The sequence below is a fragment of the Mesorhizobium sp. M0802 genome (assembly GCF_040320115.1).
Taxonomy (GTDB): domain Bacteria; phylum Pseudomonadota; class Alphaproteobacteria; order Rhizobiales; family Rhizobiaceae; genus Mesorhizobium.
Genome location: NZ_JAMYOY010000010.1, coordinates 31,300 through 54,694, shown reverse-complemented (window position 1 = coordinate 54,694; position 23,395 = coordinate 31,300). Strand labels below are relative to the sequence as shown.

General features: G+C 62.8%; 20 protein-coding genes and 1 pseudogene. 6 read left to right on the top strand and 15 right to left on the bottom strand.

The window, feature by feature from the left end; translation table 11 throughout:
* Window position 1 precedes the first annotated feature (1 nt).
* From NKI10_RS15785 to NKI10_RS15765, 5 genes and pseudogenes are all read left to right on the top strand, one after another.
* Window positions 2-1,504, top strand: coding sequence for a GMC oxidoreductase (locus NKI10_RS15785; RefSeq protein ID WP_352860855.1), 1,503 nt, complete (start codon window positions 2-4; stop codon window positions 1,502-1,504).
* On the top strand, window positions 1,501-2,262 hold the full coding sequence (locus tag NKI10_RS15780) for a 3-ketoacyl-ACP reductase (protein WP_023747122.1): 762 nt from the start codon (window positions 1,501-1,503) through the stop codon (window positions 2,260-2,262). Before NKI10_RS15785 ends, NKI10_RS15780 begins: the two co-directional genes overlap by 4 nt.
* 12 nt (window positions 2,263-2,274) lie before the next feature.
* Window positions 2,275-3,903, top strand: coding sequence for a GMC family oxidoreductase (locus tag NKI10_RS15775; protein WP_352860853.1), 1,629 nt, complete (start codon window positions 2,275-2,277; stop codon window positions 3,901-3,903).
* 20 nt (window positions 3,904-3,923) lie between these two features.
* Window positions 3,924-4,241, top strand: a complete 318-nt coding sequence (locus tag NKI10_RS15770; protein ID WP_352860851.1) for a Dabb family protein — start codon at window positions 3,924-3,926, stop codon at window positions 4,239-4,241.
* A gap of 88 nt (window positions 4,242-4,329) precedes the next feature.
* Window positions 4,330-5,544 (top strand): annotated as a pseudogene (locus NKI10_RS15765) (MFS transporter).
* Window positions 5,545-5,556: 12 nt separating this feature from the next.
* On the opposite strand, the gene NKI10_RS15760 reads toward NKI10_RS15765, so the two are convergent.
* The 15 genes from NKI10_RS15760 to NKI10_RS15690 all read right to left on the bottom strand — a co-directional run bounded on the left by NKI10_RS15760 (window position 5,557) and on the right by NKI10_RS15690 (window position 22,345).
* Window positions 5,557-6,402 (bottom strand): EamA family transporter, encoded by an 846-nt coding sequence (locus NKI10_RS15760; protein WP_023671174.1) that lies wholly within the window; start codon window positions 6,400-6,402, stop codon window positions 5,557-5,559.
* Between the two features lie 7 nt (window positions 6,403-6,409).
* Entirely contained in the window at window positions 6,410-7,318 is a 909-nt protein-coding gene (locus tag NKI10_RS15755) for an endonuclease/exonuclease/phosphatase family protein (RefSeq protein ID WP_352860848.1), read from the bottom strand.
* An 88-nt stretch (window positions 7,319-7,406) separates the two neighbouring features.
* On the bottom strand, window positions 7,407-8,960 hold the full coding sequence (locus NKI10_RS15750) for a cation:proton antiporter (protein WP_352860846.1): 1,554 nt from the start codon (window positions 8,958-8,960) through the stop codon (window positions 7,407-7,409).
* A 147-nt stretch (window positions 8,961-9,107) separates the two neighbouring features.
* The gene (locus tag NKI10_RS15745) at window positions 9,108-10,172 is read right to left on the bottom strand and encodes an ABC transporter ATP-binding protein (RefSeq protein WP_352860844.1); all 1,065 of its coding nucleotides are present in this window, start codon (window positions 10,170-10,172) and stop codon (window positions 9,108-9,110) included.
* Window positions 10,173-10,202: 30 nt separating this feature from the next.
* Window positions 10,203-10,994, bottom strand: a complete 792-nt coding sequence (locus tag NKI10_RS15740) for an ABC transporter permease (protein ID WP_023671171.1) — start codon at window positions 10,992-10,994, stop codon at window positions 10,203-10,205.
* Window positions 10,991-11,905 carry an ABC transporter permease gene (locus NKI10_RS15735; RefSeq protein WP_352860842.1) on the bottom strand — a complete coding sequence of 305 codons (915 nt, stop codon included), beginning with the start codon at window positions 11,903-11,905 and terminating at the stop codon, window positions 10,991-10,993. Before NKI10_RS15735 ends, NKI10_RS15740 begins: the two co-directional genes overlap by 4 nt.
* A gap of 63 nt (window positions 11,906-11,968) precedes the next feature.
* Window positions 11,969-13,075, bottom strand: coding sequence for an ABC transporter substrate-binding protein (locus NKI10_RS15730; protein WP_023671169.1), 1,107 nt, complete (start codon window positions 13,073-13,075; stop codon window positions 11,969-11,971).
* Window positions 13,076-13,328: 253 nt separating this feature from the next.
* Window positions 13,329-14,501, bottom strand: a complete 1,173-nt coding sequence (locus NKI10_RS15725; RefSeq protein ID WP_352860840.1) for an iron-containing alcohol dehydrogenase — start codon at window positions 14,499-14,501, stop codon at window positions 13,329-13,331.
* 18 nt (window positions 14,502-14,519) lie between these two features.
* Window positions 14,520-15,905 carry an aldehyde dehydrogenase family protein gene (locus NKI10_RS15720; RefSeq protein ID WP_352860838.1) on the bottom strand — a complete coding sequence of 462 codons (1,386 nt, stop codon included), beginning with the start codon at window positions 15,903-15,905 and terminating at the stop codon, window positions 14,520-14,522.
* A 13-nt stretch (window positions 15,906-15,918) separates the two neighbouring features.
* The gene (locus tag NKI10_RS15715; protein WP_031242742.1) at window positions 15,919-16,338 is read right to left on the bottom strand and encodes a type II toxin-antitoxin system VapC family toxin; all 420 of its coding nucleotides are present in this window, start codon (window positions 16,336-16,338) and stop codon (window positions 15,919-15,921) included.
* Window positions 16,335-16,790, bottom strand: coding sequence for a DUF7662 domain-containing protein (locus tag NKI10_RS15710; protein ID WP_023695631.1), 456 nt, complete (start codon window positions 16,788-16,790; stop codon window positions 16,335-16,337). The genes NKI10_RS15715 and NKI10_RS15710 overlap by 4 nt, the downstream gene beginning before the upstream one ends.
* 90 nt (window positions 16,791-16,880) lie before the next feature.
* Complete coding sequence (locus NKI10_RS15705; RefSeq protein ID WP_352860835.1) at window positions 16,881-18,251, bottom strand: glutamine synthetase family protein; 1,371 nt, start codon at window positions 18,249-18,251, stop codon at window positions 16,881-16,883.
* A 78-nt stretch (window positions 18,252-18,329) separates the two neighbouring features.
* Window positions 18,330-19,886 carry an amino acid permease gene (locus NKI10_RS15700; RefSeq protein WP_023691841.1) on the bottom strand — a complete coding sequence of 519 codons (1,557 nt, stop codon included), beginning with the start codon at window positions 19,884-19,886 and terminating at the stop codon, window positions 18,330-18,332.
* 78 nt (window positions 19,887-19,964) lie between these two features.
* Window positions 19,965-21,509, bottom strand: coding sequence for an amino acid permease (locus NKI10_RS15695; protein WP_023740938.1), 1,545 nt, complete (start codon window positions 21,507-21,509; stop codon window positions 19,965-19,967).
* Window positions 21,510-21,526: 17 nt separating this feature from the next.
* On the bottom strand, window positions 21,527-22,345 hold the full coding sequence (locus tag NKI10_RS15690) for an N-formylglutamate amidohydrolase (RefSeq protein ID WP_352860832.1): 819 nt from the start codon (window positions 22,343-22,345) through the stop codon (window positions 21,527-21,529).
* A gap of 147 nt (window positions 22,346-22,492) precedes the next feature.
* Between NKI10_RS15690 and NKI10_RS15685 the strand changes: the two genes are divergently transcribed.
* Entirely contained in the window at window positions 22,493-23,320 is an 828-nt protein-coding gene (locus tag NKI10_RS15685; protein WP_023832906.1) for a MurR/RpiR family transcriptional regulator, read from the top strand.
* Window positions 23,321-23,395: the final 75 nt, after the last annotated feature.

Genomic DNA, 23,395 nt, shown 5'->3' with positions numbered 1-23,395 from the left:
GATGGTCAGCCCCGATGTCGTCATCATCGGCTCCGGTATCGGCGGCGCTACGATCGCCTCCGGCCTGGCGGGCAGCGGCGCCTCGATCCTGATGCTGGAGCGCGGTGAGCCCTTGACGGCAACGCCGCATGCCCGCGACACGCGCTCCATCTTCGTCGACGGCCACTACCGTCCGAAGGAGATGTGGCGCGAGGCCGGCGGTGCGGCCTTCAACCCCGGCAATTACTACTATGTCGGCGGCAATTCGAAATTCTACGGCGCGGTGCTGATCCGCTACCGCAAAGAGGATTTCGCCGCCATGGAGCACTTCGGTGGCGTCTCGCCGGCATGGCCGTTTTCCTACGATGAATTCGAGCCTTGGTATTCGAAAGCCGAGCAGCTGTTTCGCGTCCGCGGCTCGCTCGGCGAGGACCCGACCGAACCGTTCCACTCGATCCCCTATGCTTTCAAGCCGGTGCCCGACGAAGCGCCGATTGCGCGCGCCCGCGCCGAGTTGAAGGGACTGGGCCTGCACCCCGCCTCGCTGCCGCTCGGCGTCGACATCGACACCTGGCTGAAAGAGGGCAAGACCGGCTGGGACGCATTCCCCAACACCGCCCAGGGCAAGGTTGATGCGCAGACCGGACCGCTGACGGCTGCACTTAAGGACAGCAATATCCGACTCGAAACCGGCTGCCATGTCGAATATCTCGAAGCGTCGTCCGACGGCAAAAGCATCGCTGCCGTTCACTACCGTCAGAATGGCGAGCTGAAGAAAGTCGCGCCGAAGCTGGTCATCCTGTCCGCCGGCGCGGTCAATTCCGCCGTCATCCTGCTGCGCTCGCCTTCACCAGATGGCAAAGGCCTCGCCAACCGCTCCGACCAGGTCGGCCGCAATTTCATGAACCATAATTCGAGCGCCATGCTGGCGATCGATCCGCGCCGCAGGAACGACAGCGTCTACCAGAAGACGCTGATGCTGAATGACTACTATCTCTCCGACGGCAAAGGCGGCAAGCCGCTCGGCAACGTCCAGCTGCTCGGCAAGATCGACGGCAACATGTTGAAGGCCAACGTCAAACGCGTGCCGAAATTCGCGCTCGATTACATGGCCGGTCACGCCGTCGACTGGTATCTGATGTGCGAGGATCTACCCGATCCGGAAAGCCGCATCATGGTCGACGGCAACGACATCGTCATGCAATGGCGGCGCTCCAACATGCAGTCGCTGGACGGGCTGACCAAGGTGATGCGTGAGAACTTCCGCGCCTGCGGTTATCCCATCGTGCTGTCGCGTCCCTTCGACAAGCGCACGCCCTCGCACCAGTGCGGCACGGTGAAAATGGGCGACGATCCGGCGACGTCGCCGCTCGACCCTTTCTGCCGCGCCTTCGACCACCCGAACCTGTTCGTTGTCGACGCCAGTTTTTTGCCGAACTCGGCCGCCGTGAATCCGGCGCTGTCGATTGCGGCACAGGCGCTGCGCGTGGCCGAGCATATTCGCCGAACGGACCTCGCGGCATGACCCGCCCCGCAGCAATCGTCACCGGCGGTGCGCGCGGCATTGGGCTCGCCTGCGCCGAGGCGCTGGCCGGGGACGGCTTCGACATTTTGATCGCCGACCTTGCCGAACAAGCGCCGGACGAACTGGCCGCCAACATCACCGCACGGGGTGCGGAGTTCGCCTATGTCCGTTGTGATATCGCCAACCTCGAGGATCACACGGCCCTCGTCGACGCCGCCATACGTGCCTTCAGCCGCATCGACTGCCTCGTCAACAATGCCGGCATCGGCGCCGTGGTGCGCGGCGATCTGCTGGAGCTGAAGCCCGAGAATTTCGACCGTGCGCTGGACGTCAATCTGCGCGGCACCGTATTCCTTAGCCAGGCCGTCGCCAAGGCGATGCTGGCGGCTCCCAGCAATCATCCGCGCTCGATCATCACCATCACCTCGGTCAGCGCCGATATGGCCTCGCCGGAACGCGCCGACTACTGCATCTCGAAAGCCGGCCTTTCGATGTGGGTGAAGAACCTGGCGCTACGGCTTGCGCCGGAAAACATCGGCGTGTTCGAACTGCGGCCCGGCATCATTCGCACCGACATGACCGCGTGCGTATCAGCCAAATACGACGCGCTTATCGACAGCGGCCTGGTGCCGGCAAAACGCTGGGGCGAAGCATCGGACATCGGCGCCGTGGTGGCGACGCTTGCCGCCGGCAAGCTCGGCTTTTCCACAGGCTCGATTATCAATGTCGACGGCGCGCTCTCCGTGCCTCGACTGTAGGTGGATAGAGTTATGACCGACTACATCATCGTAGGTGCCGGCCCGGCCGGCTGCGTTCTGGCCAACCGGCTGAGCGAGGATCCAGCGAATTCCGTGCTGCTGCTCGAGGCCGGCGGCAAGGACTGGCACCCCTACATCCACATGCCGGCGGGCTTTGCCAAGATGACCAAGGGCATCGCTTCCTGGGGCTGGTCGACTGTGCCGCAGAGGCACATGCAAGACCGCGTCTTCTGGTATACGCAGGCGAAGGTGGTCGGCGGCGGCTCGTCCATCAATGCCCAGATATACACGCGCGGCAACGCTCGCGACTACGACGCATGGGAGAAGGAAGAGGGCCTCGCGGGCTGGGGCTATCGCGACGTGCTGCCCTATTTCAAGCGCGCCGAGAACAACCAGCGCTTCGCCAACGATTTTCACGGCGACCAGGGGCCGCTCGGCGTGTCGAACCCGATTTCGCCGCTGCCGATTTGCGAGGCCTATTTCCGCGCCGGCCAAGAGATGGGCATCCCCTTCAACCCGGATTTCAACGGCGCTAGCCAGGAAGGCGTCGGCTACTACCAGCTGACCCAGAAGGACGCCCGGCGCTCATCCGCTTCGGTCGCCTATTTGAAGCCCATCCGCGCCCGCAAGAACCTGACAGTCCGAACCGATGTGCTGGTCACCCGCATCGTCGTCGAGAAAGGCCGCGCCATCGGCGTCGAGATCGCCGACAAACCCGGCGGCGAGAAGACCATCATGCGCGCCGAGCGCGAAGTGATCGTCTCGTCCGGCGCCATCGGTTCGCCGAAGCTGTTGATGCAGTCGGGCATCGGCCCGGCTGATCACCTGAAATCGGTCGGCGTGACGCCGGTGCATGATCTGCCCGGTGTCGGCTCCAACATGCAGGACCATCTCGATTTGTTCGTTATCGCCGAATGCACCGGCGACCACACCTATGACAACTACGCCAAGCTGCACCGCACCGCGTGGGCCGGCTTGCAGTATCTGCTGCTGAAGAAGGGGCCGGTCGCCTCCAGCCTGTTCGAGACCGGCGGCTTCTGGTACGCCGATCCGACCGCCGCCTCGCCCGACATCCAGTTCCATCTGGGACTCGGCTCCGGCATCGAGGCCGGCGTCGAGAGGTTGAAGAACCCCGGCGTGACCTTGAACTCGGCCTTCCTGCGCCCGCGCTCGCGCGGCACGGTGCGGCTGAGCAGCGCCGACCCGGCCGACCACCCGCTGATCGATCCCAACTATTGGTCGGACCCTTACGACCGCGCCATGTCGATCAAGGGCCTCAGGCTTGCGCGCGAGATCATGCGGCAGAAGGCGCTTGCACCTTACGTGTTGCGCGAGGTGCTGCCTGGACCATCGCGCGCCAGCGATGACGAGCTGATCGACTATGCCTGCCGCACCGCCAAGACCGACCATCACCCCGTGGGTACCTGCCGCATGGGCCATGACGATATGGCGGTGGTCACACCGGACCTGCGCCTGCGCGGCATCGAGGGCCTGCGCGTCTGCGATGCCTCGGTGATGCCGCGCGTGCCTTCCTCCAACACCAATGCGCCGACCATCATGGTCGGCGAAAAAGGCGCCGACATCATCCTCGGCCGCGAGCCGCTTCCGCCGGCGGTGTTCTCCGGCAATCGGGCCGCATAGCCACTTAGGAGAACGAACCAATGATCAGACACTGCGTCTTCGTACGCTTCCGCAGCGATGCGCCCGCCACCGAGCGCACGGCAATCCACGCCGATCTCGAAGCACTGCGCTCCGTTGTCGACGGCATGGACACGGTCCATTTCAGCACCAATGTCAGCCCGGAGCCGTTCGCGCGCGGCTTCAGCCATGCCTTCACCATCGACTTCCGCGATGCCGCCGCCCGCGACGCCTATCTCGTGCATGAAGCGCATCAGCGCGCCGGCGCCCGATTGGTCGCAGCGCTCGAAGGCGGCACCGACGGGCTGATGGTGTTCGATCTCGACATTACGAAAAAGTGACCGCGCTTCTTTCGAAAGCCGGCTGACGCCTGTTCTCTTTTGCGCCCCAAGGAACACATCGTTCCCCGGGGCGTTTAGGAGGAACGTCGTGGCTCTCACCGCGCAGCAGAAGAAAACCATCCTTGCCTCCTTCCTCGGCTGGACGCTCGACGCTTTTGATTTCTTCCTTCTGACGTTCCTGCTCACCGATATCGCAACCGAATTCAACACTGACGTCCCGGCAGTCTCCAAAGCGTTGTTCCTGACGCTGGCGACACGCTTAATCGGCGCCTTCTTCTTCGGCAGGCTGGCCGACAAATATGGCCGCAAGCCCATTCTGATGCTCAACATCGTCAGCTATTCGGTGATCGGCGCGCTGGCTGCCTTCTCGCCCAATCTCGGCGTTTTCCTGGCGCTGCGCTCTGTTCGGCATCGCCATGGGCGGCGAATGGGGGCTGGGCAGTTCGCTCGCCATGGAGTCCATTCCGCCCAGTGCCCGCGGCATGGTCTCGGGCATCCTGCAATGCGGCTATCCCACCGGCTACCTTCTGGCGGCCGTGGTGTACGGCGTGCTCTACCAGCAGACGATCGGCGGTTACACGATCGGCTGGCGCGCCATGTTCCTGCTCTCCTTCCTGCCGGCGCTGATCGTGCTCTTCATCCGCTCGCATGTGCCGGAATCGCCGGCCTTCGTCGAGGCGCTGAAATCCGTCAGACCTGGCCTTCTTGAAACGCTGCAGCAGCACTGGGGCGTCGCCGTCTATGCGGTCGTGCTGATGATGTTCTTCAATTTCTTCAGCCACGGCACGCAGGACCTCTACCCGACCTTCCTCAAGAAGCAGCATGGCTTCGACCCGCACACGGTGAGTTGGATCACCATCGTCGCCAATATCGGCGCCATCGTCGGCGGGTTGGCGTTCGGCGCACTGTCGGAGAAGATCGGCCGCGTCAGCGCGATAACGCTCGCCTGCCTGATTGCCTTGCCCTCGATTCCGCTCTGGGCCTTCAGCTCGACACGTTCATGCTGGCCATCGGCGCCTTCGTCATGCAGGTCGCGGTGCAGGGCGCCTGGGGCGTCATCCCGGTGCATCTTAACGAGCTGTCGCCCGGCGCCGTGCGGGCAACCTTGCCCGGCTTCATCTACCAGGCCGGCAATCTCGCGGCGTCCTATGGCGGTCCCTACCAGGCCGGCATCGCCGAGACGTCTGGAGGCAGCTATGGCTACGCGCTGGCGCTGTTTGCCGGCGTGGTCGCCGTCTGCATCATCGTCGTCATCCGCTTCAGTCCGGAACGGCGCGGACAGGTGATGACGGTGCTCGGCTGAATTATCAGGCTCTCAGCCCAGTCTGAGGGCCACGACACCGGCGACGATGCTGAGCGCGGCGGCGCCGCGCCAGCCTGTCATCTTCTCGCCGAGCGCGAAAACCGAGATCATCATGGCAAACAGGATCGACGTCTCGCGCAACGACGCCACCGAGGCGATCGGCGCCTTGGTCATCGCCCACATGACGATCCAGTAGGCCGCGCCGCTGAGCACGCCGGTGAACAGGCCTGCCTTCCAGTCGCGCGCCAGCACGGGTAGCGCCTTGGGTCCGCGAAAGATGAGGCACAGCACCAGCGCGCCAAAGGCATCGCAGATGAACAACCAGGCGGCATAGCTCTGCGCCGTCGCCGCCAGCCGCGCGCCGCTGCCATCCGACAGCGTATAGCTGGCAATGAAGATAGAGGTGCCGAGCGCAAAGCCGACTGCGCGCAGATTGATCCGCTCCAGATGCGCGCCGCCGCGAAACGACATCACCAGTGTGCCGGCCGACAACAAGAGGATGCCGAGGATGGCGAATGGGCCGGGGATCTCCTGCACCACGACAACGCCGCCGAGGGCCGCAAGCAGGGGTGCCGTGCCGCGCGCCAGCGGGTAGGTCTGGGCAAAGTCGCCTGCCTTGTAGGCGCCGATGAGGAAGGTCCGGTAGCCCATGTGAAAGAGCACCGAGGCGATGATGAAGGGCCATACCGCAGCCTTCGGAAACTCGACGAAGGGCAGCACGAACAGCGCGGCAAAACCCATGCCCAGCGTCATCAGCGTGATCGACAGGAAGCGGTCGAGATGCACCTTGACCAGCGCGTTCCAGATCGCGTGCATGGCGGCGGCGGCAAGCACCGCGAAAAAGACGAAAAGCGTCATTGAGGGCTCACCGATCTCCCGAGCTCAAAGGCGTTTCGAGATCGATATCGATCCGGACCGGAAAATGGTCTGAAGCGATCTCGCCTATATCGGCACTGACCGAGCGCACACGGTCCGCGAACATACCGCCGACGAAGCAATGGTCGAGCCGGCGTTTTGCCACTTTCCCGTCGATCGTTTTCACATGGGTGTGGAAATCGGCAGCCGGCTCGCTAGCGACGGCAGCGGCATCAACAAAGCCGTCGAGATAAGCTGCCCCGCGATGATAGGGCGTGCTGCCGACGATGCGGCTGTATTCGGCGCTGCCCGGCTCCATGTTGAAATCGCCCATCCAGATCGCAGCTGTCGGGTTTTCCGGCTCGGCCTCGCCGCTGGTCCAGTTGCGCGAAGGCTCATCGTCCGCGCCGCTCCACGGGGCGCCCTCGGACGGCGCGCGGCGATGCTCGGCCAAGAGATAGTCGATCTGCTCCAGACGCTCCTCCGCCGCGATATGGGCGAGATGCAGCGACAGGACCCTTACCGGTCCGGCCGGCGTGCGGATCATGCATTCGAGCGCGGCGTTGCGCGTGTTGAGCGGCCGCAGCGTGCGGCGCATGGGCAGCGCGTGCAGCCGCGACCAGGCGATCGGCAGCTTCGACAGCAGCATGGTGCCGAACTGGCGGCGGCGGTTGACGACCCGGCCGTCGCGCTGCTCACTGGCGTCCATGTCGAAGGCCGGGCCATAGACCCAGTAATAGCTAGGCAGCAGCTTGGACAGGACCTCCGGCTGGTCGTCCTCATTGGTGCGCTGCCAATGCCGCTCGACCTCCTGCAGCGCGATGATATCGGCGCCGTCGACCAGCTTGGTGCAGCGCGAAAGATCGTAACGGCCATCGCCGCCGAACCCGTACTGGATGTTGTAGCTGACCAGCTTCATTGCTTATCCGGCTCAATTTCGCTTTGGCAGTAGCGGTTCGGCAGACGGGTTGCAATGTACCGGCACGACGGCGGAACTGGGCCAGCGTCTATGATGTGGTCAGCGGCTGGAACCGGCCCGCCGGCGATGCCGCCAGTTCGGCCCAGTCGATCTCTTCCTCCAGCCGGTGGTAGGCTTCGTCGCCGATCGTGCCGTTGCTGCGCAACTCCTCGAGCGTGTCGCGCTGGCGGTTGATGGCATAGAGGCGGAGCCGGTCGTATTCGGTCGCGGCCTGAGCGTCCTCCGGGTTTTCCGCAATCAGGCGCTGCGCTTCATACTGTTCGCGCACGACGGCGGCGGCCGCAGATGTCTTGCGGCTCAGCACGTCCAGTGCTGCCTGCATGATGGCGACGCGCGCCTGCGCCACCTCATTGTCGACGGTTCTATCGGGGTCGAAGTTGATCCAGCGCAGCAGCGGCTTCAGCGTCATGCCTTGCAGCACCAGCGTGCCCAGCACCACCGCGAAGGCGGCAAGCACGATCGGGTCGCGGCCGGGAAAATCGGCCGGCAGCGCAATGGCCACCACCAGCGTCACCAACCCACGCATGCCGCACCAGCCGACAATGACGGCGCCGCCGAATGTCGGCAATTCCCGCCTTGCCTCTTGGCTGCCGAAGCGGGCAAGCCACCGGATGATCGCGACGTAACTCGCCACCCAGACAAGGCGCGCGACGACAACGACGACCAGCACCGTTGCGGCGAAAAGGAATGCTTCGCCTTGCCCGTCGCCGGCCAGCCTGCCGACGATCGTGCGTGCCTGCAGGCCCATCAGCACGAAAGCCAGCACGTTGAGCACGAACACGGCCGACTCCCAGACCGAATAGGTACTGACTCGGCGTCTCGCCGACGACTGGCGCGGCGCCCTGCGCGCAATGGTCATGGCATAGACGACGATGGTGATGATGGCGGAAAGGCCGAGCCTGTCGGCGATGATCCACACGGCGAAGGTTCCGGCAAACTGCACCACCGTGCTGCTCGCCGCATCCTCGATGCGGCCGAGCGCCAGCAGCGAGACGCGGCCAAACAGATAGCCCGCGATCACACTGCCGATCGTTGCCAGCAGGATCACCGGAACGGCGTTGCTGAGCATGATCGTGCCAAGCGCGGCCGAAACCGCCAGCCGGTAGATCAGCAGCGCCGTTGCATCGTTGAGCAGGCTCTCGCCCTGCAGGATGGCGGTGATGCGGTGCGGTACCTTGAACTGGCTGAGCACGGCGGATGCGGCCACCGCATCCGGTGGCGCGACGATGGCGCCAAGCGCGATTGCCGCCGCGATCGGCAGGCCGGCCATCTTCCAGCCGACCAAGGCAACCACCACGGTGGTGAAGACCACGGCGCCCAGCGCGAGCAACGCGAGCGACAGCCGGTAGCGCTTGAGGTCGCGCAGCGACGTGTCATAGGCGGCGTCGAGAAGCACCGGCGCGATGAACAGGGCAAGCGCCAGCTCCGGATCGATCTCGATCGTCGGCGCACCGGGTACGAAGGCAATCGCGACGCCGGCCAGAGCCAGCAGGGACGGATAGGGAATTTCCAGCCGCCGCGACAGCGCCGTCAGCGCGACGGCAGCCAGAAGCAGGATGAGGGTAAGTTCGAACAGCGCCATGGCCCATCGTAGCGGCGAAGCGGCATCATGGGCAGTGGCTGGATGGCAAGATGCTGTTGATTATCCAGCACTCGGGTCCGGCAATGATACGGCCGTTCATCGCGCCAGCTCGAATCGACCGCCTCGGTCGCGCCAAAATGCTGCTTGCTAGTGCAGCACCAGCATATCGCTTGATGAGAACGATATGTCGGCCTTCTCGCCGACCGCGGGCGGTGGCGTTGCCGGGCTGTTGAAGGTGTCGAGCGACACCGTGTTGCCGCCGATGCCGACGCGAACGCGAATGACTGAGCCGAGGAAGTGCACTTCGGAGATTTCGCCCGACAGGCTTGAATCGCGCCCGGGTTGGCGTCCGAGCGAAATCGCCTCCGGTCGCAGCGCCAGCGACAGCGTGTCACCGGACTTCGAGCCGTTGAGCTTGCCCGTTAGCGAGACTTCCTGCGTGTTGACGCGCACCTTGCCGGACGCGGCATCGGTGACAGTGCCTTCGAGCACGTTCAGCGTGCCGACGAAATTGGCGACGAACTTGGTCGCCGGCCGGTTGTAGATCTCGAACGGGGTGCCGACCTGCTCGGCCTTGCCGCCATACATCACCGCGATGCGGTCCGAGATCGACAGCGCCTCTTCCTGGTCATGTGTGACGAAGATGGTGGTGATGCCGAGCTTCTTCTGGATCGAGCGGATTTCCTCGCGCAGCGAGACGCGCACCTTGGCGTCGAGCGCCGACAGCGGCTCGTCGAGCAAAAGCAGCTTCGGCTTCGGCGCGATGGCGCGGGCCAGCGCGATGCGCTGTTGCTGGCCGCCGGAGAGCTGGTAGGGATAGCGGTCGGCCATCTGCGGCAGCTTGATGATGTCGAGCATCTCGGCCACGCGTCTGTCGATGTCCGCCTTGGGCATGCCGGCGACCTTCAGGCCAAAGCCGATGTTTTGCGCCACCGTCAGGTTGGGGAACAGCGCATAGGCTTGGAACACCATGCCGACATTGCGCTGGTTGGGCTTTAGCCTCGTGATGTCCTTGCCTGCGACGACGATCTTGCCCGCCGACGGCTCTTCGAAACCGGCGACCATGCGCAGCACGGTGGTCTTGCCGCAACCCGATGGCCCAAGGAAGGAAACGAACTCGCCCGGCTCGACATCAAGATTGAAATCTTCGACCACGGTGGTGGCGCCGAAGGATTTTCGCACATGCTGGATGGAGAGGAATGGTTCGGCCATGGCTTTTTCTTTCGATCAGTACTTTGTCGATCAGTTCGGGCGGTTCGCCGATCTCGGCGCGAAACGGGACAGGATCTGGATCAGCGACATACAGCCCCAGGTGATGGCGAAGGCGATGATGGCAAGCGCCGCCGGCTCATAGGCGCGGTTGGCGCCAACGTTTTGCAGATAGGGGCCGAAGGCGGGCCGGTTGAGCAAGCTGGCCATGGTGAATTCGCCAATGACGATGGCGAAGGTAAGGAAGGCGCCCGACAGCACGGCGATCAGCACATTGGGCAGGATCACACGACCAATGATCGTGCCCCAACCGGCGCCAAGGATCTGCGCCGCTTCGGTCAGCGTCCTGACGTCGATGGTGCGCAGTCCGGTATCGACCGCGCGATACATGTAGGGCAGCGCCAGCATTGCATAGCCGATGACCAGCAAGGCATTTGTGCCCATGTCGGTCGCCAGGAACGGCAGCGGCGAATTCGAACCGTACATCCTGATATAGCCGAAGACGATGACGATGGCGGGAATGACCAGCGGCAGCAGCGTGATGAACTCTACGATCGGCCGCAGTTGCGGCAGGCGCAGTCGAATCCAGTAGGCGGCGGGCACCACGATCAACACGCCCAGAATGATGGTGAAGATGGCGGCAAGCACTGAGTAGCCAAAGGTCGCCTGAAAACGAGGGTCGCCAAGCACGATCTGATAGGCGTCGAACGAATAAGCGCCGCGCCGCATGCGCAAGGAAAATTCCACCGTCGCGATCAGCGGAATGAAGAAATAGGCCGCGCCCAGCCCGAAGACGACCCAGGCCCAGAATTTTCCGGACTTCATTTCAGCCACCTCTCCGAGCGCGTCCGGAACCAGATATAGAAGACATTGGCCAGCCCGGTGATGACGATCATACCGAAGGCGATCGCATAGCCGAGATGGGCATTGTGCAGCACGTCACCGCGGATCTGCGCATAGAGCAGGATCGGCACGATGTTGAGGGAGGAGCCGGTCAGCGCATAAGCGGTGGCGATCGCGCCGAAGGCATTGGCAAAGAGCAGGATGACCGTGCCGAGGAAGCTTGGCCAGATCACCGGGATCACCACCATGCGCCAGTATTGCGCCTGGGTGGCGCCGAGCGTCGCGGCGGCCTCGCCCCATTCCTTCTTCAAACCGTCGATCGCCGGCGTGATGATGACCACCATCAGCGGGATCTGGAAATAGACATAGGTCAGCGTCAGGCCCCAGAACGACAGGATGTTGAAGCCGTGTGCGTAGATGTTGAGGCCGAACACCGTGTTCAGAAGCACCGTCGCGAGACCGAGCCGTCCCAGTGTCGCGAGGAAGGCGAAGGCCAGCGGTACGCCGGCGAAATTGGAAGCAACGCCGGAAAAGGTTAGCGTTGCCGAGCGTATCCACTCCGGCAGGCCGCCGCGCACGATCGCGATGGCGATCGCAAGCCCGGCGAAGGCGCCGATCAGCGCCGAGGAAAGGCTGACCTTGAGCGAGATCCAGTAGGCGGCGACAATCGATGGCTGCGCCAGTGCTGCTATGTTTTCGAACGTGAATTCGCCGGCATCGTTCTGGAATGCACCCAGCATCAGATAGAGCGTGGGTAGGATCAGGAACATGATGGCGAAGATGAAGAATGGCGCAACGCCGAGCCATTGCGTCGGCAGTCGCATTGCACGCGCCTCGCTGGGGGGCGCGGTCTTCCCGGCAACTGCGTGATCGGAAAGCGAGATATCTGTCATGCGCCGGCTACCGTCTCCGAGGAACACCGGGCGGCCGCGAGGCCGCCCGGTTGGTTTCAAGCCTTACTTGACGTTGGCGCCGACGACGGCATCCCAGTTCTTGGTGACGGCTTCCTTTGCCTTGCCCTGCTCGTCCAGCGTCGGGAACACCGCGGCAGCGTAAGCCTCGGCCGGCGGCAGCTTGGCCATCACGTCCGCCGGGAGCTTGCCGTTCTTGGCAAGATCGTTGAAGCGGATCGGGTGGCAATAGCCCTTCAGCCAGCCGATCTGGCCTTCGTCGGAGTAGAGATACTCCAGCCAGAGCTTGGCAGCGTTCGGATGCGGTGCGAAAGCACTGATCGCCTGCACATAGACGCCGGCAACGACACCGGTCTTCGGCACGACGACGTCGACGGGCGGATTGCCCTTCAGCGTGTCGCGACCGGCAAGTGCATTGTAATCCCAGGTCACCAGGATCGGCGTCTGGCCTTGTGCCAGGGTCGCCGGTTTGCCGATGACCGGCACGAAATTGCCGGCGGCGTTAAGCTTCTTGAAGAAGTCGAGACCAGCAGTGCCAGCAGCTTCGCCGGCAGCCGCACCACCGGAAATGCCGGCCGCGTAGACGGCCTGGATGGCCTGGTTCGAGGCGCGCGGGTCGCCGGCAAGCGCCACGGTGTTGGCGAATTCCGGCTTCAGCAGGTCAGCCCAGTCAGCCGGCGCTTCCTTGACGAGGTCCTTGTTCACCAGGAAGGATAGCACGCCATAGTAGTCGCCGGTCCAGTAACCATCGGCATCCTTGGCGCTGTCGGGGATCGAGTCCCAGGTCGACACTTTGTAGGGCTGGATCAGGCCGTCAGCCTTGGCGGTCGGGCCGAAGGACAGGCCAACGTCGATGACGTCGGGCGCCTGCGGGCCCTTGTTGTCCTTGTTGGCCTTGATCGCCTCGACCTCGTCGCCGGAGCCGGCATCGGGGTTGAGTTCGTTGATGGTGATCTCAGGATACTTTGCCTTGAAGCCGTCGATGACGGCGCCGTAGCCGCACCAGTCATGGGGCAGCGCGATGGTCGTGAGCTGGCCTTCCTTCTTCGCTGCGGCAACCAGTTCATCCATGGACTGGGCCGACGAGATAGCAGAGGTCGCCATGAGGGCGACGGCCGAAAGGGAAAGCACTTTCCCTGTGAACTTGAACATGTGTTCTCTCCGTTGAACTGGCGTCCTGGACGCCTGCGATGCGGTATCGATTTCGTGTGACAGCCAGATGAAAGCTTTTTGAAACAGGCGCCCGGCGGTACGAAAAGTTAACTCTTTTTAACCGGCTGTAGCAATTAGCCTGCACTTAATTTCCCGGCTAATGGTTTATAGCCTTGTCTCTTGCCCCTTTGCCCTTTCCTTTGCCCTTTCCTTTCCCCTCGTTTCCAGATCAATTCCGGCACAGGAAACCGCCTCAGACCGTACCGGCGATAGAGTTTTCGAGCAGCGTCAGCGCTGCTTTCTTGGTCAGCTTGACCGGGTTGCCGCCGGCTGTCGGATCGACCACCGCCATGTCGGCGATCAGCCCCTTGCGCTTCTTGTCCATGTCGAGCCCCTTGATCAGGCCGGGCAGTGCATGCGGCACCTTCAATTCCTTGCGCAGCTTGACGATCGCTTTGGCAAAACCGTTGAACCCGCCCTTGATTCCGCAATAGGCGGCAAGCCGGGCGATGCGTTCTTCGATCGAGTCCCGGTTAAAGGCCAGCACGTAGGGCATGAACACCGCATTGGTCATGCCGTGATGGGTGTCGTAAAGCGCGCCGATCGGGTGCGACAGCGAATGGATGGCGCCAAGCCCTTTCTGGAAGGCGGCGGCGCCCATGGCGGCGGCACTCATCATATGGGCGCGGGCGACGAGGTCCTTGCCGTTGGCATAGGCCGTTGGCAGGTTCTCGAACACCAGGCGCACACCTTCGACGGCAATGCCGTCGGCCATCGGGTGATAGCCCGGCGCGCAATAGGCTTCGAGGCAATGCGCCAGCGCATCCATGCCGGTGCCGGCGGTGATGAAGCCGGGCATGCCGACCGACAGTTCCGGATCCGCAATGACGATTGCCGGCAAAAGTTTCGGATGGAAGATCACCTTCTTGGTGTGCGTCGCCTCATTGGTGATGACGCCGGCACGCCCGACTTCCGAGCCTGTGCCGGCAGTGGTCGGCACGGCGATGATCGGCGCGATGGCATCCGAATTGGCGCGCGTCCACCAGTCGCCGACATCCTCAAAGTCCCAGATCGGCCGCGTCTGGCCAGCCTGGAACGCGATCAGCTTGCCGAGATCGAGCGCTGAACCGCCGCCGAAGGCGATGACGCCGTCATGCTTGCCCTTCTTGAACACGGCGATGCCGGCGGTGAGGTTGGAATCGACCGGGTTCGGCTTCACCTCGGAGAACACGCCATAGGATACCTTGGCGTCGTCGAGGATTTTCAGCGTCGAAGCGACGACCGGCAGTTTCGCCAACCCCGGATCGGTGACGAATAGCGGCCGCCTAATGCCGGTGGCCGCGAGCACCTCAGGCAGTTCCTTGATACGCCCGGCGCCGAAGCGGACGGTGGTCGGGTAGTTCCATTTGGAGATCAGCTTGGACATGTCTTGTCTTTCAAAAAATCAGATGGCTTCGCGCAGATGGAAGGATTTCGGCCGGGTCAGATTGTCGTAGCCGAGCGCCGAAAGGGCAACGCCTTTGCCGGTGTCCTTGACGCCGGTCCAGACCAGCGCCGGATCGAGGTAGTCGCAGCGGTTCATGAACACGGTGCCGGTCTCGACGCGGTCGCCGATCGCCACCGCATGCTCGATATCGCCGGTCCAGATCGAAGCGGTCAGCCCGTAGGGGCTGTCGTTCATCAGCGCGATCGCCTCCTCGTCGTCGCGCACCTTCATGATGCCGACGATCGGGCCAAAACTTTCCTCGCGCATGACGCTCATTTGGTGGTCGACGCCGGTCAGCACTTCCGGCGCCAGATAGGGCGAGCCGGCCTTGTCGTTAGCCACCTTCATATTGATGTGTGCGATTGCACCCTTGCGCAGCGCCTCGGCCTTCTGCTCGCGGATCAGGTCGGCAAAGCGCGCCTGCGCCATCGGCCCCATTGTTGTCGCCTGTTCCAGCGGATTGCCGACGACATAATTCTTCGTCTCAGCGATGAAACCTTCGACGAACTGGTCGTAGACCTTCTCATGCACATAGACGCGCTCGATGCCGCAGCAGCACTGGCCGGAATTGTAGAAGGCGCCGTCGACCAGATTGGCCACCGCATGGTCGAGCTTGGCGTCGGGCAGCACATAGGCCGGATCCTTGCCGCCGAGTTCGAGCCCGAGCGTCATGAAGGTGCCGGCCGCCGCCTTCTCGATGGCGCGGCCGCCGCCGACCGAACCGGTGAAATTGACATGGTCGATCTTGCCCGAGCCGAGCAGCTTCTCGGTCTGGGCATGGTTGAGCACGACATTCTGGAACACGCCCTTGGGCAGCCCAACCTTGTCGAAAGCCTGCTGGAAACGTTCGCCGACCAGCAGCGTCTGCGCCGCATGTTTGAGGATAACGGTATTGCCGGCCATCAGCGCCGGCACGATGGTGTTGACGGCGGTCAGATAGGGATAGTTCCACGGCGCGATCACCATGACCACGCCGAGCGGATCCTTCTTCACATAGCGGCGGAAGCCATCCTTCGGGTTGGAGGCCGGCACCGATTTCAGCGCGGCTTCAGCGATCTCGACCATGTAGTTGGTGCGTTCCCTGACGCCGCCGAACTCGCCGCCATAGCGCACCGGTCGCCCTATCTGCCAGGCGATCTCCGGCACGATCTCGTCGGTCATCGCGACCAGCGTTTCGAGCATCGCCAGCATAAATTTGCCGCGCTCGACGATCGGCGTCAGCGCCCACTTCTCCTGCGCCGCCTTGGCGCGCTCGACCGCGGCATTGATCGCTTGGTCGGTCGCGATCGGCCGCTCGGCGTAAATCGAACCATCGATGGGCGATTTGAGTTTTACGGTTTCCAAAGGATACTCCAAGTTAGCAGGCTAGGGTGCGCAGATGGCCATTGCGGCCATAGCGAAGGATGGGCTCGTCACGCGTCACCAGAACCATGTCCAACGCTCTCGCACTTGCCATCAGTATCCGATCCATCGGATCACCATGAGGCGGACCGGGCAGGTTGGATGACGCAATCAGAATGGCTGGTGAGATAGCGCTGAGCTTTGCCGACATTCGCTCGATGAATCGCTCCACGAAGTCGAGTGGCGCCAATGGCAGATTGAGCCGGCCCTTGGCTACGCCAATTCCGATCTCCCATGTCGACATCGGCGAAAGATACAGACGGCCGTCATAGGCCGCTTCCGAAATCTCCCGGCTTGCGTGCGGATCGATCAGACTATCGTTGGCGACAAAGATCATCGCACATGTATCCAGAAGCAGGTTTGGCCCTTCGCTCATTTACGCACCGCAAGTTTGCCGTCACGCGCGTCAGCCTCACCGCCCAGATAGCCCCGGTCCCATGGCTCGTCATCGAAAGGTTTGGTGATATCAAATCCGGCTTCGATTGTTATCAGGCCCTTCATGAAACCAAAACCGGGGTGGCGATCCGCGCGCGCCTCCTTTGGCGCGGCAGGCACGCTACCACTGGGCGGCGCCGAAATGGGCACTTTGCGAACGCGGCGAAATACCAGTTTCCCACTCCCTATATTGACGGATTCGGTCTCGAACCCAGCCTCAAGCCACTCCCTTGTCATGGGATTGTTGCTCGGATTGTTGCTCCACCATGCAGGGTATTGCTTCGATGCGGGCAGCGGCAGATTGAGCACTCTCTCGATTTCGGCGAATGACATCGGAACGCGATCGACATTTTGGGCAATGAGAAAGTCCTTGAGCGGCGCATATTTGGACATTGCAAACTCCTCAATGTAGCGCACTGCAGTTTACAGGTACCATATGGTACTAACTTCACTACATTGTCAACATTAAAGCTGTATAAAGTTTTAGTACCGCTCGAACCCTCTGTGCAGTTCCCAATCCGTAATGCGGCGGTCGTATTCGAACTGCTCCCACTTTGCGGTGTGGACATAATGTTCGAGCACATCGTCGCCGAGCGCCTGCTTCAGCATCTTCGACTTGGCCAGCGTCTCGGTGGCGTCGCGCAGCGTTTTCGGGATCTCCGGAAGGCGCGAGGCCTGGTAGGCATCGCCGACGAACGGCTTCTGCAGTTCGAGCTTCTCGTCGATGCCGGCAAGGCCGGCGGCGATCAGCGCCGCGAACGCGAGATAGGGGTTCAGGTCGGCGCCGCCGATGCGGCATTCCATGCGGATGCCCTTGGTGCCCTCGCCGCACAGGCGGAAGCCGGCGGTGCGGTTGTCCTCGCTCCACATGATCTTGGTCGGTGCGAAGGTGCCGGCCTGGAAGCGCTTGTAGGAGTTGATGTAGGGCGCCAGGAACCAGGTAAACTCCTTGGCATATTTCAGTTGCCCAGCCGCCCATTGCTGGCCAAGCGTGGACAAAGTCCAGTCCGCCTTCTTGTCGAAGAACAATGGCGTGTTGCCATCGGCGCTCCACAGCGAATTGTGGATGTGGCTGGAATTACCGGCGAGCCCGTAATTGTATTTCGACATGAAGGAAATCGACTTGCCTTCGGACTCGGCAATCTCCTTGGCGCCGTTCTTCAGGATGACGTGGCGGTCGGCCATGTCGAGCGCTTCGGCATAGCGCACATTGATCTCTTCCTGGCCTGGGCCCCATTCGCCCTTGGAATTCTCGATCGGAATGCCGGCCGCTTCCATCTCGTTGCGAAGCCGGCGCATGACGCCTTCTTCCTTGGTGGTGATGCCGATCTGGTAGTCGCCAATATAGGGCGAAGCGGTATCGAGGCCCTGCCAGTGCTTCTTGCGGGCGGAATCATAGGTCTCGTTGAACAGGTAGAATTCGAGCTCGGAGGCGAAGTAGCCGATATAGCCGCGTTCGGTGAGCCGCTTGACCTGCTTTTTCAGCATCGCGCGCGGCGAATGCGGAAGGTCGTCATGGGTGTGGTGGTCGAGCACGTCGCAGATCACCAGCGCGGTCTTTTCCAGCCACGGAATCCGCCGCAGCGTCGCAAGGTCCGGCTTCATGACGAAGTCGCCATAGCCCTTCGACCAGCTTGCCGCCTTGTAGCCCGGCACCGGCTCCATATCGATGTCGGCGGCGAGCAGATAGTTGCAGCCATGCGTCTCGTCATGAGCAGAATCCACAAAGTACTGCGCCAGGAAACGCTTTCCCGCGAGCCGCCCCTGCATGTCGACGATGCAGGCCAGCACCGTGTCGATCTCGCCATTGGAGACCGCTTTCTTCAACTGATCGAACGAGAAATTTCCGGCCATTCCTTTGGCACTCCAGTGCTTGGTCGTTGAGGACGAACCATAGCCGGCTGCCCGCCGGCCATGGCCATGATGGTGACGTCAGTGGCCGGTTTCGCCGACAGCTTGTTCGGCAGCCTTGATCGCTGCCTGACGCGCCGCGATGATGTCGCCCAGCGGCGGGCCCTGGAAGCGATTGCGCTCGAAGGCGAACCAGACAATCGCCGTCAGGATGAAGAAGCCGACGGTGATGTACAGCGCCCAGTCGTTCGGCGGCTGGATGCCGATGATGAAGATCAGGATCATCGACACTATGGAAAGGACCCCGAACAGCATGAAGATGCCACGGCCCAGGTTCCACGGTCCCATCTTGTCCCACTTCGGCGTGCCCCAGGCCACCATGCCGAGCACGATCGGCACGGTGAAGGACAGGAACAGGAAGATGACGGTGCACGAGACGACGATGGTGTAGGCCGAAGTGCCGGCGACCGAAACCAGCGTCGAACCCCAAACGAACAACACCGACAGGACCGACGCCGTCCAGATGGCCGCCACTGGCGTGCGATAGGTCGGGCTGACCTTGGCCAGTGCCGACGAGCCCGGCAGGCCGCCGTCACGCGAGAAGGCAAAGATCATGCGCGAAGCCGAGGTGACGGTTGCGAGGCCGCACAACAGCTGGGCGATGAACACGACGAGGTAGACGAACTCCTTGAGGCCGGGACTGACGCGCTGGTCGAAGGCCCAGAAGAACACGTTCCAACCCTGCTTGGCGGCGTCGTCCATGTTGGGGATCATCAGCACGAAGGCGGCCAGGAACAAATAGCCGAAGACCGCCGACCAGATAACCGACATCACCATCGCACGCGGCACCGATGAGGCCGCCTTGATGGTTTCCTCGGAAGTGTGTGCCGAAGCATCGTAGCCGGTGATGGTGTAGATCGGCAGCAAGAGGCCGAGAGCGAACACCCAGGCGTTCGAGACGGACGGCCAGACGCTGGCGCCGGCCTCACCCGAGTAGTTGTGGAAGGTGAAGAGCCGGCTGAAATCCCAGGTCTCGGCGGAGAACAGGCAGACGACCGCAATCAGGATCGAGCCGAAGAAGATCAGGTAGCCCGAAAAATCGGTCAACTTCGCCGTCAGCTTGATGCCGAGATGGTTGATCAGGGCCTGGGCGCCGGTGATGATGACCAGGAAGATCATCTGATTGGTCAGCGTACCCTCGATGCCGAGCGTCGGCCCGAAGGCGCCGATGAAGAACGTCCAGGTGCCGACATTGATGGCGCCGAGCACGGTGATCAGGCCGAGCAGGTTGAGCCAGGCCGTCACCCAGCCGGTGCCGCGATTGCCGAGGATCGAACCCCAGTGATAGAGGCCGCCGGCCGTCGGATAGGCCGAGCTGATCTGCGACATGGCGACCGCGAAGGTGAGCGAAACGAAGCAGCCGACCAGCCAGCCGATGCCGATACCGATACCGCCGGCGCCCGACGTTGCCTGCGCTAGCGAATTGATGCCGCCGGACAGGATGCAGATGATGGAGAAGGAAACGGCGAAGTTGGAGAAGCGGCTTAGCCGCCGCTCAAGTTCCTGGGCGTAGCCCATGGAATGGAGGTGCTTTACGTCTTCCGCCTTGTCTGTGTCTGAATAACCCGGTGCTGCCATTGTAGTCCCCTTTGCGTTCTTAGCTGGCCGGCCCTGCCCCGGTCGGCTTGCGCCGGCCGGAGCATCTAGTCTTGCTTGTTAACCGGCCGTCTGGCCGACGGCTGCTTCCGCGGCCGCGATCTCGGAAGCGCGGCGAGCAATGTCGGCGCCGATCGGCGGGCCTTTGAAGCGGCGCGATTCGATGCCGAACCACAGAACGACCAGCAGAACGATCAGGCCGATGGCATAGTTGATCAGGATGTCGAAGGGCGGCTGGATGCCGGCATACATCAGCACCAGAACGCCAAGCACCGTGATGACGGCGAACGGCTTGGACCAGATGCCGAGGCGGAACGGGCCGAATTCGGTCCAGCTCTTGCCCTCGGCAAGCAGGCCGGCGGCCACGGGCATGGCGTAGGACACGTAGAGGAACAATGCACAGCCGGCCGCCAGTGCGGCGAAAGCCGGCGAGTACAATGTCGCTGCGACAGCGAGCACCGCTCCGAGCCAGATCGCCGCCACCGGCGTACGCCATGTCGGGCTGACGGTTTTCCACACCGACGAACCGGGCAGGCCGCCGTCACGCGCGAAGGCAAAGATCATGCGCGAGGTCGACGTCAGTCCGGCGAGCGCGCAGATGAAATTCGCCAGCACGATTGCGATGGCAATCATGCTCTTCAGCAGGAATGGTGCCGGCAGATTGTTGAAGAGATTGAACCAGGCATTGGCGCCATCCTTGGCCGTCGCTGCCAGATCGGGGCTGGCCAGTACGAACGAAACGGCCATGACGAAGCCGAACACCAGCGACCACAGAACCGAATGGATCATGCCGCGCGGCACCGCCACGCGGGCATTGTGGGTCTCTTCGGACGTGTGGGCCGAAGCGTCGAAGCCGGTGATGGTGTAGAGTGGGTAGAGCAGGCCGATCAGGAAGGCGACGAGTGCCGTCCGTGCGGTCGGAACGTAGCCTGCGCCTGGATCACCGGTGTTGTTGACGAAGGTGGTGAGCCGCGAGAAATCCCAGCTTGCGCCCCAGATCAGGAACATCGCGGTCAACACGACGGCGACGACCAGAATGAGGTAGCCCGAGAAATCCGTCAGCATGGTGGTGAGCCTGATACCGAAATGATTGATCAGCGCCTGCGCGACCGTGATGATCACAACGCCGATCACCTGCTCCTGATAGCCCCACGCGGAGACGTCGTTACCGAACACGCCGGACCAGACAAGGTCCTTGAACAGCGCGTAGACGCCGACATTGACCGAGGCGACGACGAAGACCAGGCCGAGCAAGTTGATCCAGGCCGTGGCCCAGCCCCAGCCGCGCCCGCCGAGAATTGACGACCAGTGGTAGAGACCGCCGGCCGTCGGATAGGCCGAGCCGATCTGGCCAAGGGACGCGGCAACGACAAGTGCAAAGACGCCGCCGATGACCCAGCCGACAGTCGCCTCGAAGCCGCTGCCGGTCGCCATGGCCAGCGGGAAGGACGTGATGCCGCCCGCCAGAATGCAAATGATCGAAAAGGAAATAGCGAAGTTCGAGAAGCCGCTCATGCGGCGAGCCAACTCCTGGGCATAGCCCATGCTATGGAGGGTTTTTACATCCTCCGATCTTTCAGCGTCTGATTTGTCCGGTCCTGCCATTTTCGTCCCCTGTTTTTCTAGCTGGCCGATTGAACTGACTTTCCCATTGCTTGTCGCCGGGAACCCTTGGCCTCCTCGGGTTCCAGGTCAGAAAAAATGCCTGTGAGCAGCTCCGCCCATTTCCGCTGCCCGGTCTCGCCGGAGATCTCGTCGTTGCGGATTTCGATCATTGCGCAGGCAAGGCCGCGCGAGCGTGCATGGCGCTCCAAAGTGAAATAGACGCGGTCGGCCGGCGAATAGGGCTCGTTGATGCCGACACTGACGCCGGAGAGCCGCTGCAGCGCCGCTATCAGCGGCGACGCCAGCCGGCGGTCGTCATCATGGATGATGCCGATATGCCAGGGCCGGTTCTTGCCCTTGTAGACGGGGGTGAAGGAATGCACCGACACCAGCCGGGTCTCCTGCCCACGCGCCTGCCGGTCGTCGATGATCGATGCGATCGTGTCGTGGAACGGCCGCCACGACAAAGCGATGCGCTCGGCGCGCTCACTGTCCGACAGGCCGGCATTGCCCGGAATGGCCGTCGTCTCGCTGACCGGCGGCACCAGGTCCGGTGCGTCGAGCGGACGGTTGCAGTCGATGATCAGGCGCGAGATGCGGGTTTCGATGAGCGTCGCATCGAGGGCGGTCGCGATGCGGCGGGCCACCGGCAGCGCGCCGGGGTCCCAGGCGATGTGGCGGGAGAGGTCTTCGGCCGGCAGGCCAAGCGTGCCGAATTCGGATGGCAGGAAGTTGGAAGCGTGGTCGCAGGTCAGCACGAAAGGGCTGGACCCGCCGGGGTTCGTCACCCCTACGGTATCAGACGATGCAAGGCTGGCGGGCCGTGCTCTCTCCATAGTCTGCCGTCCCCTGGGGAGCGCTGTATCTTATGTTACGTATTTTGCCTCATTGCGTCCCTGTGGATGATTTCATACAGTTTGTCCGGCTTTGTCAAACGCGATTTCGGGGAAGCGGTCTGGACGGGCTCAGGGGTGGGGAAAACGATGATTTCCAGCATTGCCGAACTGATTTCGGACCGCATCGGCACGATGCCGGCCGGCGAGCGCCGCGCCGCGCAGACACTGATTGCCAACTATCCGCTGATCGGGCTGAAGACGGTCGCCGAGTTCTCGACCGCCGCCGGCGTATCGTCGCCGACAATCCTGCGCTTTGTCTCGAGGCTAGGGTTCCAGAACTATCCCGAGTTCCAGTCGGCGCTGCAGGACGAACTGGCGGCGCAATTGCAGTCGCCGGCATCGCGCACGCTCAATCCGGCCTCGCCAGGCAGCAGTGCCGTGTCGCCAATGCTGGAGGCGACGCTGGACAATATGCGCGAGACCTTCAGGCATCTCTCCGACAGGCAGCTTGCCGACATCGCCGCAAGGCTCGCCGAACGGCGCGGCAAGACATTCCTGATCGGCGGCCGCTTCACCGATCCGTTGGCGCGCTACATGGCCGCCCACCTCGCCATCATCCAGCCCGACGTTTATCACCTCGCCGGCCAGGAGAGCATCTGGCGCGACCGGCTGATCGACATGGGCAAGCGCGACGTGCTGGTGATCTTCGACATCAGGCGCTACCAGGACAGTCTGGTCCGCTTTGCCGAGACCGCGCATCAGCGCGGCGTGCAGATCGTGCTGTTCACCGACCAGTGGCTATCGCCGATCGCCCGCTTCGCCCGCCACGTCATTGCCGGACGCACCGCCGTGCCTTCGGCGTGGGACTCTTCCGCCGCTCTGTTCGTTGTCGCCGAGACGCTGATCGGCGCCGTCACCAGGCAGCTCGAGGCAGACAGCGCCAGGCGCATCCGCGACCTGGAAAGCCTGCGCTGACACGTTCAATCCCCGCCGCAGGTGCGCAAAATTACGCAGATTTAATGTGCATGGAAGCGGCAGAATTGCCATAAA